Source organism: Arenibaculum pallidiluteum (genome assembly GCF_017355985.1).
Classification (GTDB): Bacteria; Pseudomonadota; Alphaproteobacteria; order Azospirillales; family Azospirillaceae; genus Arenibaculum; species Arenibaculum pallidiluteum.
Window position 1 is genome coordinate 196,348 of sequence record NZ_JAFIQU010000002.1, and the last position, 12,731, is coordinate 209,078.

11 protein-coding genes are annotated in these 12,731 nt (G+C 70.0%); 2 read left to right on the forward strand and 9 right to left on the reverse strand.

From position 1 onward, the window contains the following. Positions 1 to 12 precede the first annotated feature (12 nt). Both glyS and JUB13_RS04945 read right to left on the reverse strand, forming a co-directional pair. The gene (gene glyS / locus JUB13_RS04940; RefSeq protein WP_207477630.1) at positions 13 to 2,142 is read right to left on the reverse strand and encodes a glycine--tRNA ligase subunit beta; all 2,130 of its coding nucleotides are present in this window, start codon (positions 2,140 to 2,142) and stop codon (positions 13 to 15) included. A gap of 16 nt (positions 2,143 to 2,158) precedes the next feature. Beyond that, entirely contained in the window at positions 2,159 to 3,067 is a 909-nt protein-coding gene (locus JUB13_RS04945; protein ID WP_207477631.1) for a glycine--tRNA ligase subunit alpha, read from the reverse strand. Positions 3,068 to 3,380: 313 nt separating this feature from the next. On the opposite strand from JUB13_RS04945, the gene JUB13_RS04950 reads away from it, so the two are divergent. Then, the gene (locus tag JUB13_RS04950) at positions 3,381 to 4,781 is read left to right on the forward strand and encodes an amidase (RefSeq protein ID WP_207477633.1); all 1,401 of its coding nucleotides are present in this window, start codon (positions 3,381 to 3,383) and stop codon (positions 4,779 to 4,781) included. A gap of 51 nt (positions 4,782 to 4,832) precedes the next feature. On the opposite strand, the gene uxuA is transcribed toward JUB13_RS04950, so the two are convergent. From uxuA to JUB13_RS04985, 7 genes are all read right to left on the reverse strand, one after another. Beyond that, a complete protein-coding gene (gene uxuA / locus JUB13_RS04955) occupies positions 4,833 to 6,029 on the reverse strand; it encodes a mannonate dehydratase (protein ID WP_207477635.1) in 1,197 nt (398 codons plus the stop codon). A 98-nt stretch (positions 6,030 to 6,127) separates the two neighbouring features. Next, on the reverse strand, positions 6,128 to 6,841 hold the full coding sequence (locus JUB13_RS04960) for a GntR family transcriptional regulator (protein ID WP_207477637.1): 714 nt from the start codon (positions 6,839 to 6,841) through the stop codon (positions 6,128 to 6,130). A gap of 7 nt (positions 6,842 to 6,848) precedes the next feature. Beyond that, complete coding sequence (locus tag JUB13_RS04965; protein WP_207477638.1) at positions 6,849 to 8,123, reverse strand: TRAP transporter large permease; 1,275 nt, start codon at positions 8,121 to 8,123, stop codon at positions 6,849 to 6,851. A 1-nt stretch (position 8,124) separates the two neighbouring features. Continuing rightward, positions 8,125 to 8,628: a TRAP transporter small permease gene (locus tag JUB13_RS04970; protein ID WP_207477639.1), complete on the reverse strand. Its 504-nt coding sequence runs from the start codon at positions 8,626 to 8,628 to the stop codon at positions 8,125 to 8,127. 67 nt (positions 8,629 to 8,695) lie between these two features. After that, positions 8,696 to 9,691 carry a TRAP transporter substrate-binding protein gene (locus tag JUB13_RS04975; protein WP_207477641.1) on the reverse strand — a complete coding sequence of 332 codons (996 nt, stop codon included), beginning with the start codon at positions 9,689 to 9,691 and terminating at the stop codon, positions 8,696 to 8,698. Positions 9,692 to 9,770: 79 nt separating this feature from the next. After that, on the reverse strand, positions 9,771 to 10,790 hold the full coding sequence (locus tag JUB13_RS04980; protein WP_207477643.1) for a Zn-dependent oxidoreductase: 1,020 nt from the start codon (positions 10,788 to 10,790) through the stop codon (positions 9,771 to 9,773). A gap of 80 nt (positions 10,791 to 10,870) precedes the next feature. Then, positions 10,871 to 11,584, reverse strand: coding sequence for a GntR family transcriptional regulator (locus JUB13_RS04985; RefSeq protein ID WP_207477644.1), 714 nt, complete (start codon positions 11,582 to 11,584; stop codon positions 10,871 to 10,873). 122 nt (positions 11,585 to 11,706) lie between these two features. On the opposite strand from JUB13_RS04985, the gene JUB13_RS04990 reads away from it, so the two are divergent. Beyond that, positions 11,707 to 12,684, forward strand: coding sequence for a C4-dicarboxylate TRAP transporter substrate-binding protein (locus tag JUB13_RS04990; protein ID WP_207477646.1), 978 nt, complete (start codon positions 11,707 to 11,709; stop codon positions 12,682 to 12,684). Positions 12,685 to 12,731 lie beyond the last annotated feature (47 nt).

Sequence of the window (12,731 nt, forward strand, 5' to 3'; positions counted from 1 at the left end):
TCGATCCCTCTCTTATCCTTCGACCCGCGAGAACTCGGCCACCTGGTCGAGCGTGGCGCGGATCTGGCTCAGCAGCCGCAGACGATTGGCCCGCAGCTCCGCTCTGTCCGTGTTGACGGTCACACGGTCGAAGAACGCATCGACCGGCCCCCGGAGATCCGAGAGCGAGGCCATGCATCCGGAAAAGTCTTCCCGCTCCAGCAGGGGTACCGCCCGCGCCCGTGCGTCGCGCAGCGCGCGGAACAGGGCTTTCTCCTCCTCCTGATCGAGAAGCGCGTCGGCGGGATCGCCGCCGTAGACGGCGCCGTCCTTCTTCTCCTCGATGCGCACGATGTTCGTGGCGCGGCGATAGGCCGCAAGCAGGTTCGCCCCCGCATCCGAGCCGACGAAGTCCTGCAGCGCCCGCACCCGGGCCAGCAGCCGCACCAGGTCGTGCTCGTCGCCCAGGGCGAAGACGGCGTCCACGAGGTCGTGGCGCACGCCCTGGTCGCGCAGCACGACCTTCAGCCGATCGGCGAAGAACTCGATCAGCTCGCCGGGCACGGCCTCGGCGCGCGCGGCGGCCGCGGCGATTCCGGCCCCGGCATAGAGCCGGACGGCCTCGCCCAGCACGGCGCGGAGCGGCAGGCGCAAGCCGTTCTCGACGATCAGCCGGATGACGCCCAGCGCCGCCCGGCGCAGCGCATAGGGATCCTTGGAGCCCGTGGGCTTCTCGTCGATGGCGAAGAAGCCGGCCAGCGTGTCCAGCTTGTCGGCCAGGGCCACGCAGACCGAGACCGGCGCCTGCGGGCAGCGGTCCGACGGCCCCAGCGGCTTGTAGTGCTCGGCAACGGCGTCGGCGATCGCGACGTCGGCGCCCTGCTGCAGGGCATAGTAGCGCCCCATGACGCCCTGGAGCTCGGGGAACTCGCCGACCATGCCGGTGACGAGATCCGCCTTGGCGAGGCGGGCCGCGGCGCGCGCCTGGTCGGCATCCGCGCCGAGGCGCCGGGCCAGGTCCGCAGCCAGGCACTCCAGGCGCGAGACCTTGTCCGCCAGGGTCCCCAGCTTCGCGTGGAAGACGATGTCCTTCAGCGCGGGGACCCGCTCCTCGAGCGGCGTCTTGCGGTCCTGGTCCCAGAAGAACTTGGCGTCCGACAGGCGGGCGCGCAGCACGCGCTCGTTGCCGTGGACGATGGTCGCCCCGCCGTCGCTCGGCACGATGTTGGCCGCCACCACGAAGCGCGGGGCCAAGCGCCCGTCCGCGCCGCGCAGGGCGAAGTAGCGCTGGTGCGTGCGCATGGAGGTGATCAGCACCTCGGGCGGCACGTCCATGAACTGCTCGTCGATGCGGCCCATGAACAGCACGGGCCATTCGACCAGACCCGCGACCTCGTCCAGCAGGCCCTCGTCCTCGATCAGCTCGAGCCCCTCGGCCGCGGCCAGGCGGTGCGCCTCGGAAAGGATCGTCGCCTTCCGCTCGTCGCGGTCCAGCACCACATGGGCGGCGCGCAGCCGGTCGCGATACTCCGCGAAGGAGACGACCTCGAAGACGCCTGGGGTGAGGAAGCGGTGGCCACGGGTCGTGGCGCCGAAGGGGCGGTCCCCGCCATCACGGCGGAAGGACGGCGCCTCGCCGGTCACGGCGCTGCCGAGCGCGATGCCGCCCGAAAGGGGCTTCCCGTCGAAGACCGCCAGGATCGTGTGCAGCGGGCGCACCCAGCGCATGGCATGCCCGGCCCAGCGCATGGATTTCGGCCAGGGCATCTCGAGGATGGCGCCGGCGATCAGCTCGGGCAGCACCTCGGCCGTGCGCCGGCCCTCGCGGTGGATCGTCGCGAAGTAGAAGACGCCCTTGCCGGTATCGCGCTGCTCGCACTGCTCCAGCGTGACGCCTGCGGCCTTCAGGAAGCCGTCCAGGGCCGCCTGCGGTGCGCCCACGCGCGGGCCGCGGCGCTCCTCGGTGACGGCCTCCTGCTGGGGCGGGATTCCCTCGACCACGAGCGTCAGCCGGCGCGGCGTGACGTAGGAGCGCGCGGTCGCGTGGACGATGCCGTTGGCGGCCAGCCTCTGCGTGACCAGCCGGTGGAGGTCCTCCGCCGCCTTCGCCTGCATGCGGGCGGGGATCTCCTCGGAGAAGAGTTCGATCAGGAGTTCGGCCATGGTTCGCGTCCCGGGCTCAGGCTTCGGCCGCGGCGAGGCCGGCCATCCAGGCCTCGCAGCAGGCGCGGGCCAGGGTGCGCACCCGGCCGATATAGGCGGCGCGCTCGACGACCGAAATCACGCCGCGCGCATCCAGCAGGTTGAAGACGTGCCCGGCCTTCAGGCAGTACTCGTAGGCCGGCAGCGCCAGGCCCGCCTCCAGCAGCACCTTGCACTCGGCCTCGTAGTCGCCGAACCAGCGGAACAGCCGCTCCACCGTCGAATGCTCGAAGGTGTAGGCGGAATGCTCGTATTCCGGCCGACGGAAGACGTCCCCGTAGGAGAAGCCGGCGGCGTTGAAGTCGAGATCGTAGACGTTCTCGATGCCCTGGATGTACATGGCCAGCCGCTCGAGCCCGTAGGTCAGCTCCGCCGCCACGGGGGTACAGTCGAAGCCGCCGAGCTGCTGGAAGTAGGTGAACTGCGTCACCTCCATCCCGTCGCACCAGACTTCCCAGCCCAGGCCCCAGGCGCCCAGCGTCGGGTTTTCCCAGTCGTCCTCGACGAAGCGGATGTCGTGCTGAAGCGTGTCGACCCCGAGCGCCCGCAGGCTTTCCAGGTACAGCTCCTGCACGTTCTCGGGCGAGGGCTTCAGGATCACCTGGAACTGGTGGTGCTGGTAGAGCCGGTTGGGGTTGTCGCCGTAGCGGCCGTCCTTCGGCCGGCGGGACGGCTGCACATAGGCCGTGCGCCAGGGGTTCGGCCCCAGGGTCCGCAGCGTGGTCGCGGGATGCGATGTGCCCGCGCCCACCTCCATGTCATAGGGCTGCAGGATCACGCATCCCTGCCTCGCCCAGAACTCCTGAAGCTTGAGGATCAGCCCCTGGAAGGCTAGGGGCCGGTCGCCGGACCCGGTAGCGGCCGGGGGCGCGCTGGCTGGCGCCATTCTCGTCACATGGGTTTCGTTGCGGTGCGGCGCACGATACGCGGGCGATACCCCGGAATCAAGGCTGCCAGCCCGGCCGCGCGGTGCCCTGCCGGGGTCGCCCGGACGGCTTCCGGGCGCGGAGGGGCGGCCCCGTTCGGGCAGCAGGCAGCGCTCGGCGGCTGCTTGGCGGTTGACGCTCGCGGCTCTCCTACGGGAACCTTGCCGGGCCCGTCCGAGGTCGCATCACCCGCGGCCGGCACCGGGCCAGCCCAGCCCTGCCATTACCGGCCTGCCATCACCGCCCCGCAACCGTAGCCCGAGGCGCAGACCCATGAACGGAATCCCCGACATCGAGGCCCATGAGCTCGCCGCCCTGTACCGCCGCCGGGCGCTGCGGCCGAGCGAGGTGGCCGAGGCGGTGATCGGGCGTATCGCGGCGTGGGAGCCGCACCTCCGGGCGCTCTACGCCTTCGATCCCGAAGCGGCACTGGCATCGGCCGCGGCATCGGACGCGCGCTGGCTGGCCGGCGAGCCGCTCGGCCCGCTGGACGGCGTGCCGGTGACCATCAAGGAGAACATCGCCACCGCCGGGACACCGGTCCCGCTCGGCACCGCGGCCAGGCCGCTGGAGCCCGCGCGGGCGGACGCCCCGCCCGCGGCCCGCCTGCGGGAGGGCGGCGCCGTGATCCTCGGCAAGACGACGATGCCGGACTTCGGGATGCTGTCCTCCGGACTCTCCAGCTTCCATCCGCTGACGCGCAACCCCTGGCAGCCCGCCTGCAATCCCGGCGGATCCAGCGCGGGGGCAGCCGCCGCCGCTGCGGCGGGCTACGGCCCGCTGCATCTCGGGACCGACATCGGCGGTTCGATCCGCCTTCCCGCCGCCTGGTGCGGGATCGTCGGCTTGAAGCCCAGCAATGGTCGGGTTCCCATCGATCCCGCCTATCTCGGCCGGGTCGCGGGGCCCATGACGCGCACGGTGGCCGATGCGGCGCTTGCGATGTCGGTCCTGTCCCGGCCGGACTGGCGCGACTGGTCGAGCCTGCCGCCCGCGGAGATCGACTGGTCGGACCTCGGCATCGACCTGCGCGGCCTGCGGCTGGGCCTGATGCTGGACATCGGAGCGGGCATGGATCCCCGGCCGGAGATTCTCGACGCGGTCGCCGCGGCGGCCCGGCTGCTGGAGGAGGCGGGCTGCCACATCGTTCCGGTCGCGCCCGTGTTGACCCGGGCGATGCTGGACGGGCTCGACGATTTCTGGCGTGCCCGGGCCTGGGACGACATCTCGCGCCTGTCGCCGGGCGAGCGGGACCGCATCCTGCCCTATATCAGGCAATGGGCGGAGTCCGGGGCGACCCGCTCCGGCCTGGACGTGATGCGCGGCTACAACCGCACCGTCGAGATGGCGCAGGGCGCCGCCCTGCTGTTCCGCGACCTCGACTTCGTCCTGTCCCCGACCTCGCCGAACGGCGCCTTCCCGGCCGACTGGGCCTCGCCTGTCAACGACCCCGAGCGCCCCTTCGAGCATATCGGCTACACGGTCGTCTGGAACATGGCCGCCAATCCCGCGGTCTCGCTGAACTGCGGCTTCGGTCCCGACGGCATGCCCATCGGGCTGCAGATCGTCGGGCGCCGCTTCGACGACCTGGGCGTGCTGCGCCTGGCCCGCGCCTACGAGGAGCGCCGCGGCCCCCGGCGCCCCTGGCCGGAGCCGCCCGCAGCGCGGGGCTGAGGGCGGCGGAGGGGCTTCCACTCAGCGGGGCCCCTCCGCCCGCTGGCCTGGTCAGAGAGGCAACCCCTGCAACGACGAGACCGCGGTCATCACGCCGCGGATCTCGGCGAGGCCGCGCAGCCGTCCGATCATCGGATAGCCCGGGTGGGTCTTCTTGCCGATGTCGTCCAGCAGCTCGTGGCCGTGGTCGGGACGGAACGGGATCCGCCAGCGCTCCTGGCCGGCATCGCGGCGTCGCTTCTGCTCCTGGAGCAGGGTCGTGACCACCGAGACCATGTCCACGTCGCCGCCCAGGTGGGCGGCCTCCTCGAACGAGCCGTCGGGGTCCTTGCGGACGTTGCGCAGATGGGCGAAGTGGACGTGCCGCGCGAAGCGCCTGGCCATGGCCGGGACGTCGTTGGTCTGCCCCGCCCCCAGAGACCCCGTGCAGAAGGTCAGGCCGTTTGCCGGCGAATCGACCGCGCCCACGATGAAGGCCAGATCGTCCTCGGTGCTGACGATCCGCGGCAGGCCCAGCAGCGGCCGCGGCGGGTCGTCGGGGTGGATCGCCATGGTGATCCCGACCTCCTCGGCCGTGGGGATCACCTCGCGCAGGAAGCGGGCGAGGTTCTCGCGCAGACGGTTGCGGTCGATGTCGCGGTAGCGGTCGAGCATGCGCCGCAGGCCCGGGGCGTCGTAGCGGTCGAATGCGCCAGGAAGCCCGGCCATGATGTTGCCGAGGAGCTTGGCCTTGTCGCTCTCCGAGGCCTTTTCGAACCAGGCGCGGGCGCGCGCCATCACCTCGGGCGCGTGGTCGTTCTCGGCGCCCGGACGCTCCAGGATGAAGCAGTCGAAGGCGGCGTACTCATGGGCGTTGAAGCGCAGGGAGCGGCCGCCGCCCGGAACCGGCGCGGCCAGGTCGGTGCGGGTCCAGTCGAGGACCGGCATGAAGTTGTAGCAGATGTTGGTGATGCCGCAGGCTGCCAGGTTGCGCATGGAGCGCCGGTAGTTCTCGAAGAGCGGCTCCAGGTCGCCCTCCCCGATCTTGATGGATTCGTGGACCGGCAGGCTCTCGACCACGCTCCAGCGCAGGCCGAGCGCGGGATCGGCTGCGATCTCGGCCTTGCGCTTCTCGATCTCCTCGACGGTCCATTCGACGCCGTAGGGGATGTGGTGCAGCGCCGTCACGATGCCGCTCGCCCCGGCCTGGGTAATGTGCGGAAGCCGGATCGCATCCTCCGGTCCGAACCAGCGCCACGTCTGTTCCATTCTCGTCTCTCCTCAAGCTCGCGCCCGGCCGTGCGGCGGCGTGGCGTCGTCGTTCCCGGGCGCCGCGGCACAGGGCCCGGCGCTCCGGCGGTTTCAAGTCATTCGTCCGCGGCGATCAGTTCGGGATGGGCAGCCGCGAGGTCGTCCACCACCTTCAGCACCTCGGCCATGTGGCGCCGCATGGCACCCTCGGCCGCGGCGGCATCGCGCGCCATGACCGCGCTGAAGATCGCGCGGTGCTGCTCGATCAGCAGGTCGACCGGCGTCGCCCGCGACAGGCTGAGGAACCGGATCCGGTCGAACTGGGCCTTCTCCCGCTCGACCACGGCCCAGACCTCGCCCAGCCCGATACCGACCGCAAGCGCCTGATGGAAGCGCTCGTCGGCGACAGTGAAGCGCACGGGGACCGCCCTCTCAGCCTCCTGCTCGGCCAGGGCGGCCTCGATCTCCGCGATCGCGGCGGCCGACAGCCCGTCCTCCGCCGCCTTGCGCACGATCGCGACCTCGAGGGCGAGGCGCACGAAGCGGGCGCGCCGCACTGCGCGCAGCGAGATCCGGGTCACGAAGCTGCCGCGCTGCGGACGCACCTCGATCAGCCCCTCCTCGGCCAGGCGGATCAGCGCCTCGCGCACGGGGGTGCGGCTGGTGCCGAAGCGCTCCGCCAGCTCGTTCTCCGAGAGGCGCGTGCCCGGCCGCAGGCCCAGCACCACGATGTCCCGGCGCAGCGCGGCATGGATGCCGGGCGCGCTGGCCGGCCCCTCGGCCGCCTGGGCGCGCTGCCGGTCCATCACGGTTCCCCGCGCCAGGACCATCGCTCCCTCAGTCCAGCAGCAGGTTGGGCAGCCACAGCGAGATCGCCGGGACGAAGGAGACCAGGAACAGGATCAGGATGTTGCAGACCAGGAAGGGCCAGACCGCGCGGGTGATGGCGCCCAGCGAGATCTTGGCGATGTTGGCCGCGACGAAGAGGCAGACGCCCACCGGGGGTGTCGTCAGCCCGATCATCAGGTTCAGCACCGCGAAGGTCGCGAAGTGGATGGGATCGATGCCCACCTGGGTCGCCACGGCCAGCAGCGGCGGGAACAGGATGATCAGCGCCGCGATCGTCTCCATGAAGGTGCCGACGATCAGCAGCAGGATGTTGATCAGCAGGATGATGATGTACTTGTTGGTCGTCACCGAGAGCATCGCCGCGGCGATGGCCTGCGGGATCTGCTCGCTGGTCAGGATCCAGCCGAACACGTTGGCGAGGCCGACCAGCAGGATCAGCCCGCCGGATCCGATGGCGCTCTCCAGCATGATCCCCGGCAGGTCGGACAGCCGGAAGCCCTTGTAGACGAAGAGGCCGATCACGAAGGCGTAGAGGGCCGCGACGATCGAGGCCTCGGTCGGCGTGAAGTAGCCGCCGATGATGCCGAACAGGATGATCGCCGTCATCAGCAGCGCCCAGAAGGCGCCGCGGCTCGACCGCAGGAGCTCCCGGAAGCCCACCCAGGTCCCCTTGGGATAGCCGCGCCGGCGGGCCAGGATCCAGACCGTGAGCATCATCCCGAGCCCGAGGAGCAGCCCGGGGATGGCGCCCGCCAGGAACATCTTGCCGACGGAAAGGCCCGTCAGCGTGCCCACGATGATCATCGGCACGCTGGGCGGGATGATGGGCCCGACCGTCGAGGCCGCCGCCGTCACCGCCGCCGCGAAGGGCGCGTCGTAGCCGGACTTGCGCATGGCGGGGATCATCACCGAGCCGATGGAGGCGGTCTCGGCGACCGCGGTCCCGGAGATTCCGGCGAAGATCATGGAGCCCGTCACGTTGGCGAGGCCGAGCCCGCCGCGTATATGGCCGACAAGGCAGTTGCCGAAGCGGACGATCTGGTCGGTGATGCCGCCGCCGTTCATCAGGTTGCCGGCCAGCACGAAGCCGGGGATGCAGAGAAGGACGAAGGAATCCATCCCCGCGAACATGAACTGCGACACGACCGCGAGGTCGATATCCGCCATGAAGAGATAGACCGCCGAGGCGAGGCCGAGCGAGATGCCGACCGGGACCCCCAGGATAAGGGCGACCGCGAAGGTGCCGAAAAGCGCAGCGACCATATCAGACGAGCTCCCCATGGCTGGCCGGATGCGCGGTTGGCGCGGCGCCGATGAGCCGGATGAAGGCGAAGAAGGCGAGCGAGACCGGGATGATCAGCACGACCAGATAGACCGCGACCATGGGCAGGTCGATGGAGCGCGCCCGCTCGCCGAAGCTGTTCATGACGTAGAGATAGGCGCCCGGAATGATCGCCAGCGAGAAGAGCAGGATGACCAGGTCCACGACGCGGTCGACGACGCGCCGGGCCCCCTCGGACAGCGGGGCGACGAAGAGGTCGACGTTCACGAGCTCGCCCCGGAGCAGCGCAAGGCCGCAGGAGAAGGCCACGAGATAGACCAGGGCGAAGCGCGCCACCTCCTCGGTCCAGGAGGGCGAGGGGAAGCCCGGGATCCGTCCCAGCACCTGCAACGTGACGACGGCCACCAGGACGGCGAAGGCCGCCAGCGTGCCGTACCGGCAGATCGCGCCGACGACGGCGACCAGCCCCCCGAGGATCCCACGCATCCCGAACTCCTGCCCCTTGTCCCGTGCTTGTCGTCTCGTGCCTGAAGCGCCGCGCGGCGCCGATGCCTCAGGCCGCGAGGATTTCCTCGTAGATCGGCTTGACCTCGGGATTCAGGGCCGCGACGACCGCGGCGCGCCCCTTTTCGGCGAAGGCCTTCTTGTCGACCTCCACGAACTGCATGCCCTTGGCCTTTAGGTCGGCGGCGAGCTGCCTCTCGTCCTCGACGAAGAGGCCGCGCTCGTAGGCCTGGGCGGCCTTCGCGGCCTCTGCGATGGCCTGCTGCTGGGCCTGCGGCATGCGGGAGAGCTTGCGCGCGCCGCCCACGAGATAGATCCAGCTGATCACGTGCTCGGTGAGGTTCAGGTGGGACTGAACCTCGTGGAAGCTCGCCGACTTGATCAGGGCCAGCGGGTTCTCCTGCGCCTCGATCACATGGCTCTGCAGGCCGGTGAAAACCTCGGAGAAGGCCATGGGCGTGGGCTTGGCACCGAGGGATTCCCAGAACTTCACGAAGAGTGGCACGTTGGGCACGCGCATCTTCAGGCCGTTCAGCTCGTCCGGCGTGCGGATCGGCCGGTTCGAGGTCAGGTTCCGCGGCCCGCGGGCGAAGAAGGCCAGCGTCCGGAGCTGGGTCTTGTCCTCGATATTGGCCGAGATCTTCTGCCCGACCGCGCCGTTCACGATCTTGTCGAGGTGGTCGAGGTCGCGGATCGCATAGGGCACCGCCAGCAGGGCGGCGCTGGGTGCCCAGTTCTGCAGCGATTCGCCGGTGATGGTGAAGTCCACGGTGCCGAGCTGGATCCCCTTGATCAGGTCGGTCTCCTTGCCGAGCTGCTCGTTGGGGAAGACGCGGACCTCGATCTCGCCGTTGGTGCGCTTGGCGACTTCCTCGGCGAAGCGCAGCGCCGCCTTGTGCCAGACATTGTCCTCGTTGCCGAGATGGCCGAGCTTCAGCGTCGTCTTGGCTTGGGCGCGCACGATGGCCGGGGCCATGCCGAGCGCGAAGGCGGCGCCGAGGCCGACGGTGGCGGCGCGGCGGGTGATCGGGGTCTTCAGAACCATGGCATCCTCTCCTATGGCAGGGCGGCTGGCTTCCGCCCGCTTTCGTTGACTGACACGCGGTGGCTGGGAGCGATCCGCTCTAGGCGTCGAAGGCGAGCTGGACCTTCACGGTCGAGCCCGGGTCCTTCTCAATCAGGGCGAAGGCATCGGGCGCCGCCTCGATCGGGAAGGTCTGGGTGATCATCGCGGCAGGAGACAGGCGGCCCGTCTCGAGCCACTGGATGACCTGCGGCAGAAGGGCCCGGTTCAGGCGCGAGCCGACCAGGGTCAGCTCCTTCTTGACGATCTCCTGCTGGCTGATGTTGCAGGGCGCGGGCGAGAAGCCCAGCACGCCGATGCGACCGGCCGGGCTCGCAACGCGGCACGCCTCCTCGAGCAGCGCCGGCACGCCCGCGCCATCGATCACGATGGTCGGGCCCAGGCCGTCGTTCTCGTCCCGGACGGCGTCCGGCACCGGCTGACGGCGCGGGTTCACCACGACATCGGCGCCAAAGGCGCGGGCGCGTTCCAGCCGCGAATCATCGAGGTCCGTCACGATGCAACGCGCGCCGTGCATGCGCGCGACCTGCAGCACGGTCAGGCCGACCGTGCCGGCTCCGTAGATCAGCACCGTATCGCCGGAATCGATCCCGGTCCGCAGGAGCACGTTGGCCGCGATGGAGAAGGGCTCGGCGAGCGCCGCGATCGGCAGGGGCAGGTCGGGCGCGACCTTCACGACATTGCCGGCGGGCACGGGAACCCGGGTCCGGAAGCCGCCGTCCCGGTGCACGCCGAACACCTCGAGATTGGCGCAGACGTTCGGCCGGCCGACCCGGCAGGCATAGCAGTGCCCACAGGCGACCACGGGGTCGACCACCACGTGGTCGCCGGGCGAGATCCCCTCGACCCCGCTTCCGACCTGCTCCACCACTCCCGCGAATTCATGGCCGATGATCCGCGGATAGCGCGCGAAGGGGTTCGAGCCATGGAAGATGTGCAGGTCGGAGCCGCAGATCCCCGCCCGCGCCACCTTGACGAGCACCTCGCCGGCCCGAGGTGCGGGCGCCTCGTCCTCGCGGAGAGTCAGTACGTGCGGCTTATCGACGGCCAGGGCAACCATGAGCAACCTTCCGAAATAATTTTGTATACTAGTATACAAGTTCCGACGCGATCAAGCCGAGGCGACATACCCCGTCCGGCTTAAGCCGCCGCGCTGGATGTCCCCGGCCCGTCATGCTCGAACAGATCGGGGAACCGTCGCTCGAGTTCGGGCAGCGAGCTCAGGATCTCCCGCAGGTGCAGCCGCATGGCGCTCTCGGCGCGCTCGGCGTCGTGGGCGATGATGCCGTCCACGACCTCCTGATGCTGCTCGATCAGTCGCTCGATGGGCGTGGCGTTCGGAAGGCTCAGATAACGCACGCGGTCCATTTGCGCCTTGGCTTCCTCGACGACGCGCCACGCCCGCTCGCACCCGGCGCCGAGCGCGATGGCGCGATGGAACGCCTCGTCCAGCTCCAGGAAACGCTCGTTGTCCCGCGCCTCCGCGGCCGCGCGCTGAGCGGCCATGTTCGCATGGATCTCGTCGAGCGACTCGGCCGAAAGCGCCTCGCAGGCCCTGCGCACGACGGCCAGCTCCACCGCCTCCCGGACGAATCGCACGTCGAAGACCTGCTTCACCGAGATCTTCACGACGAAGGTCCCGCGCTGCGGGCGCACCGTCACCAGGCCGGCCTCGCTGAGCTTGATGAAGGCCTCGCGCACGGGCTGGCGGCTGACACCGAGCTGGCGCGCGATCTCCTGCTCGGACAGGGCGCGGCCGGGCCGGAACCGCATGGATACAATGGCGTTCCGCAGCTCCCGGAACACCCGCTTCGCGATTGGCTCGTCGGAGTTGGTGTCGAGCTTTGCCAGCATCGCGGGATGGTCCCCTCGGAGGTGTGGAAAGTAGGCCATTGCCAATTGCTTGGCCAACATACTACCATACCACGCGTCGAACAAGGCCGCCGCAACGGCGCGCACACTCCCTGGAGGAAACGATGACCTTGCTGACAAGCCTGCGTGCCGCTGCTCTTGGCGCGGCCTTCGCGGTCTCCGCCACCGGCGCCTGGGCCGCCGACTACACGCTGAACGTCAACACCGCGCTGACCATGGAGGACCCGCTCTACAAGGGTCTTGAGGAGTTCAAGGCGCGCGTCGAGACGAAGACCCAGGGCAAGGTCGCGGTGCGCCTGTTCCCGGGCTCGCAGCTCGGCAAGGACGAGGACGTGCTGGAGCAGGCCCGTGCCGGCGCCGGCGTCGCGGTCGTCGTCGATGGCGGCCGCCTGGCCGTCTACACCAAGGAATTCGGCGTCCTCGGCGCCCCCTACCTGGCCTCGGGCTTCGAGGGCGTGCGCAAGGTCGTGACCTCGCCGCAGTTCGAGGGCTGGTCGGAGAAGCTGCGCAAGTCCGCCGGCCTGCAGGTCCTGTCCTTCAACTGGTGGCAGGGCGAGCGCCACCTGTTGACCAACAAGCCGGTGAAGACGCCCGCCGACCTGGCAGGCCTGCGCATGCGCACCCCGGGCGCGCCGGTCTGGATGGAGACGATCCGCGCCATGGGCGCGACGCCGACGCCCATGGGCTGGTCCGAGGTCTACCCCGCCCTGCAGCAGAAGGTGATCGACGCGGTCGAAGCCCAGCACCCCGCCAGCTTCGGCGCGCGACTCTACGAGGTCACCAACCGCATCACCAAGACCGGCCACATCAACCTGATCACCGGCATCGTCACCAGCGCCGCCTGGTTCGACAAGCTGCCGGCCGACCACAAGAAGGTCCTGCGCGAGGAGGCCCTGGCGGCCGGCGACAACGCCTCGCGGGCGACCCAGGCCTCGCTCGCCGACTTCGAGAAGAAGATGCAGGAAAAGGGCGTCACCATCGAGGAGATCGATGTCGCCCCGTTCCGCCAGGCCACCGCGGGCGTCTACGAGAAGCTCGGCTACTCCGACCTGAAGAAGGAGTTGGACCAGGCCGTCAAGTAAGGCCCTCCGGCATCCGCCTTACCAGATGATCGCGACCGGGCGGAGAC

What these genes read in the sequence shown, in the direction of transcription:
- glyS (WP_207477630.1), bottom strand. Translation starts at nt 2,142, where the DNA reads ATGGCCGAACTCCTGATCGAACTCTTCTCCGAGGAGATCCCCGCCCGC.
- JUB13_RS04945 (WP_207477631.1), bottom strand. Translation starts at nt 3,067, where the DNA reads ATGGCGCCAGCCAGCGCGCCCCCGGCCGCTACCGGGTCCGGCGACCGG.
- JUB13_RS04950 (WP_207477633.1), top strand. Translation starts at nt 3,381, where the DNA reads ATGAACGGAATCCCCGACATCGAGGCCCATGAGCTCGCCGCCCTGTAC.
- uxuA (WP_207477635.1), bottom strand. Translation starts at nt 6,029, where the DNA reads ATGGAACAGACGTGGCGCTGGTTCGGACCGGAGGATGCGATCCGGCTT.
- JUB13_RS04960 (WP_207477637.1), bottom strand. Translation starts at nt 6,841, where the DNA reads ATGGTCCTGGCGCGGGGAACCGTGATGGACCGGCAGCGCGCCCAGGCG.
- JUB13_RS04965 (WP_207477638.1), bottom strand. Translation starts at nt 8,123, where the DNA reads ATGGTCGCTGCGCTTTTCGGCACCTTCGCGGTCGCCCTTATCCTGGGG.
- JUB13_RS04970 (WP_207477639.1), bottom strand. Translation starts at nt 8,628, where the DNA reads ATGCGTGGGATCCTCGGGGGGCTGGTCGCCGTCGTCGGCGCGATCTGC.
- JUB13_RS04975 (WP_207477641.1), bottom strand. Translation starts at nt 9,691, where the DNA reads ATGGTTCTGAAGACCCCGATCACCCGCCGCGCCGCCACCGTCGGCCTC.
- JUB13_RS04980 (WP_207477643.1), bottom strand. Translation starts at nt 10,790, where the DNA reads ATGGTTGCCCTGGCCGTCGATAAGCCGCACGTACTGACTCTCCGCGAG.
- JUB13_RS04985 (WP_207477644.1), bottom strand. Translation starts at nt 11,584, where the DNA reads ATGCTGGCAAAGCTCGACACCAACTCCGACGAGCCAATCGCGAAGCGG.
- JUB13_RS04990 (WP_207477646.1), top strand. Translation starts at nt 11,707, where the DNA reads ATGACCTTGCTGACAAGCCTGCGTGCCGCTGCTCTTGGCGCGGCCTTC.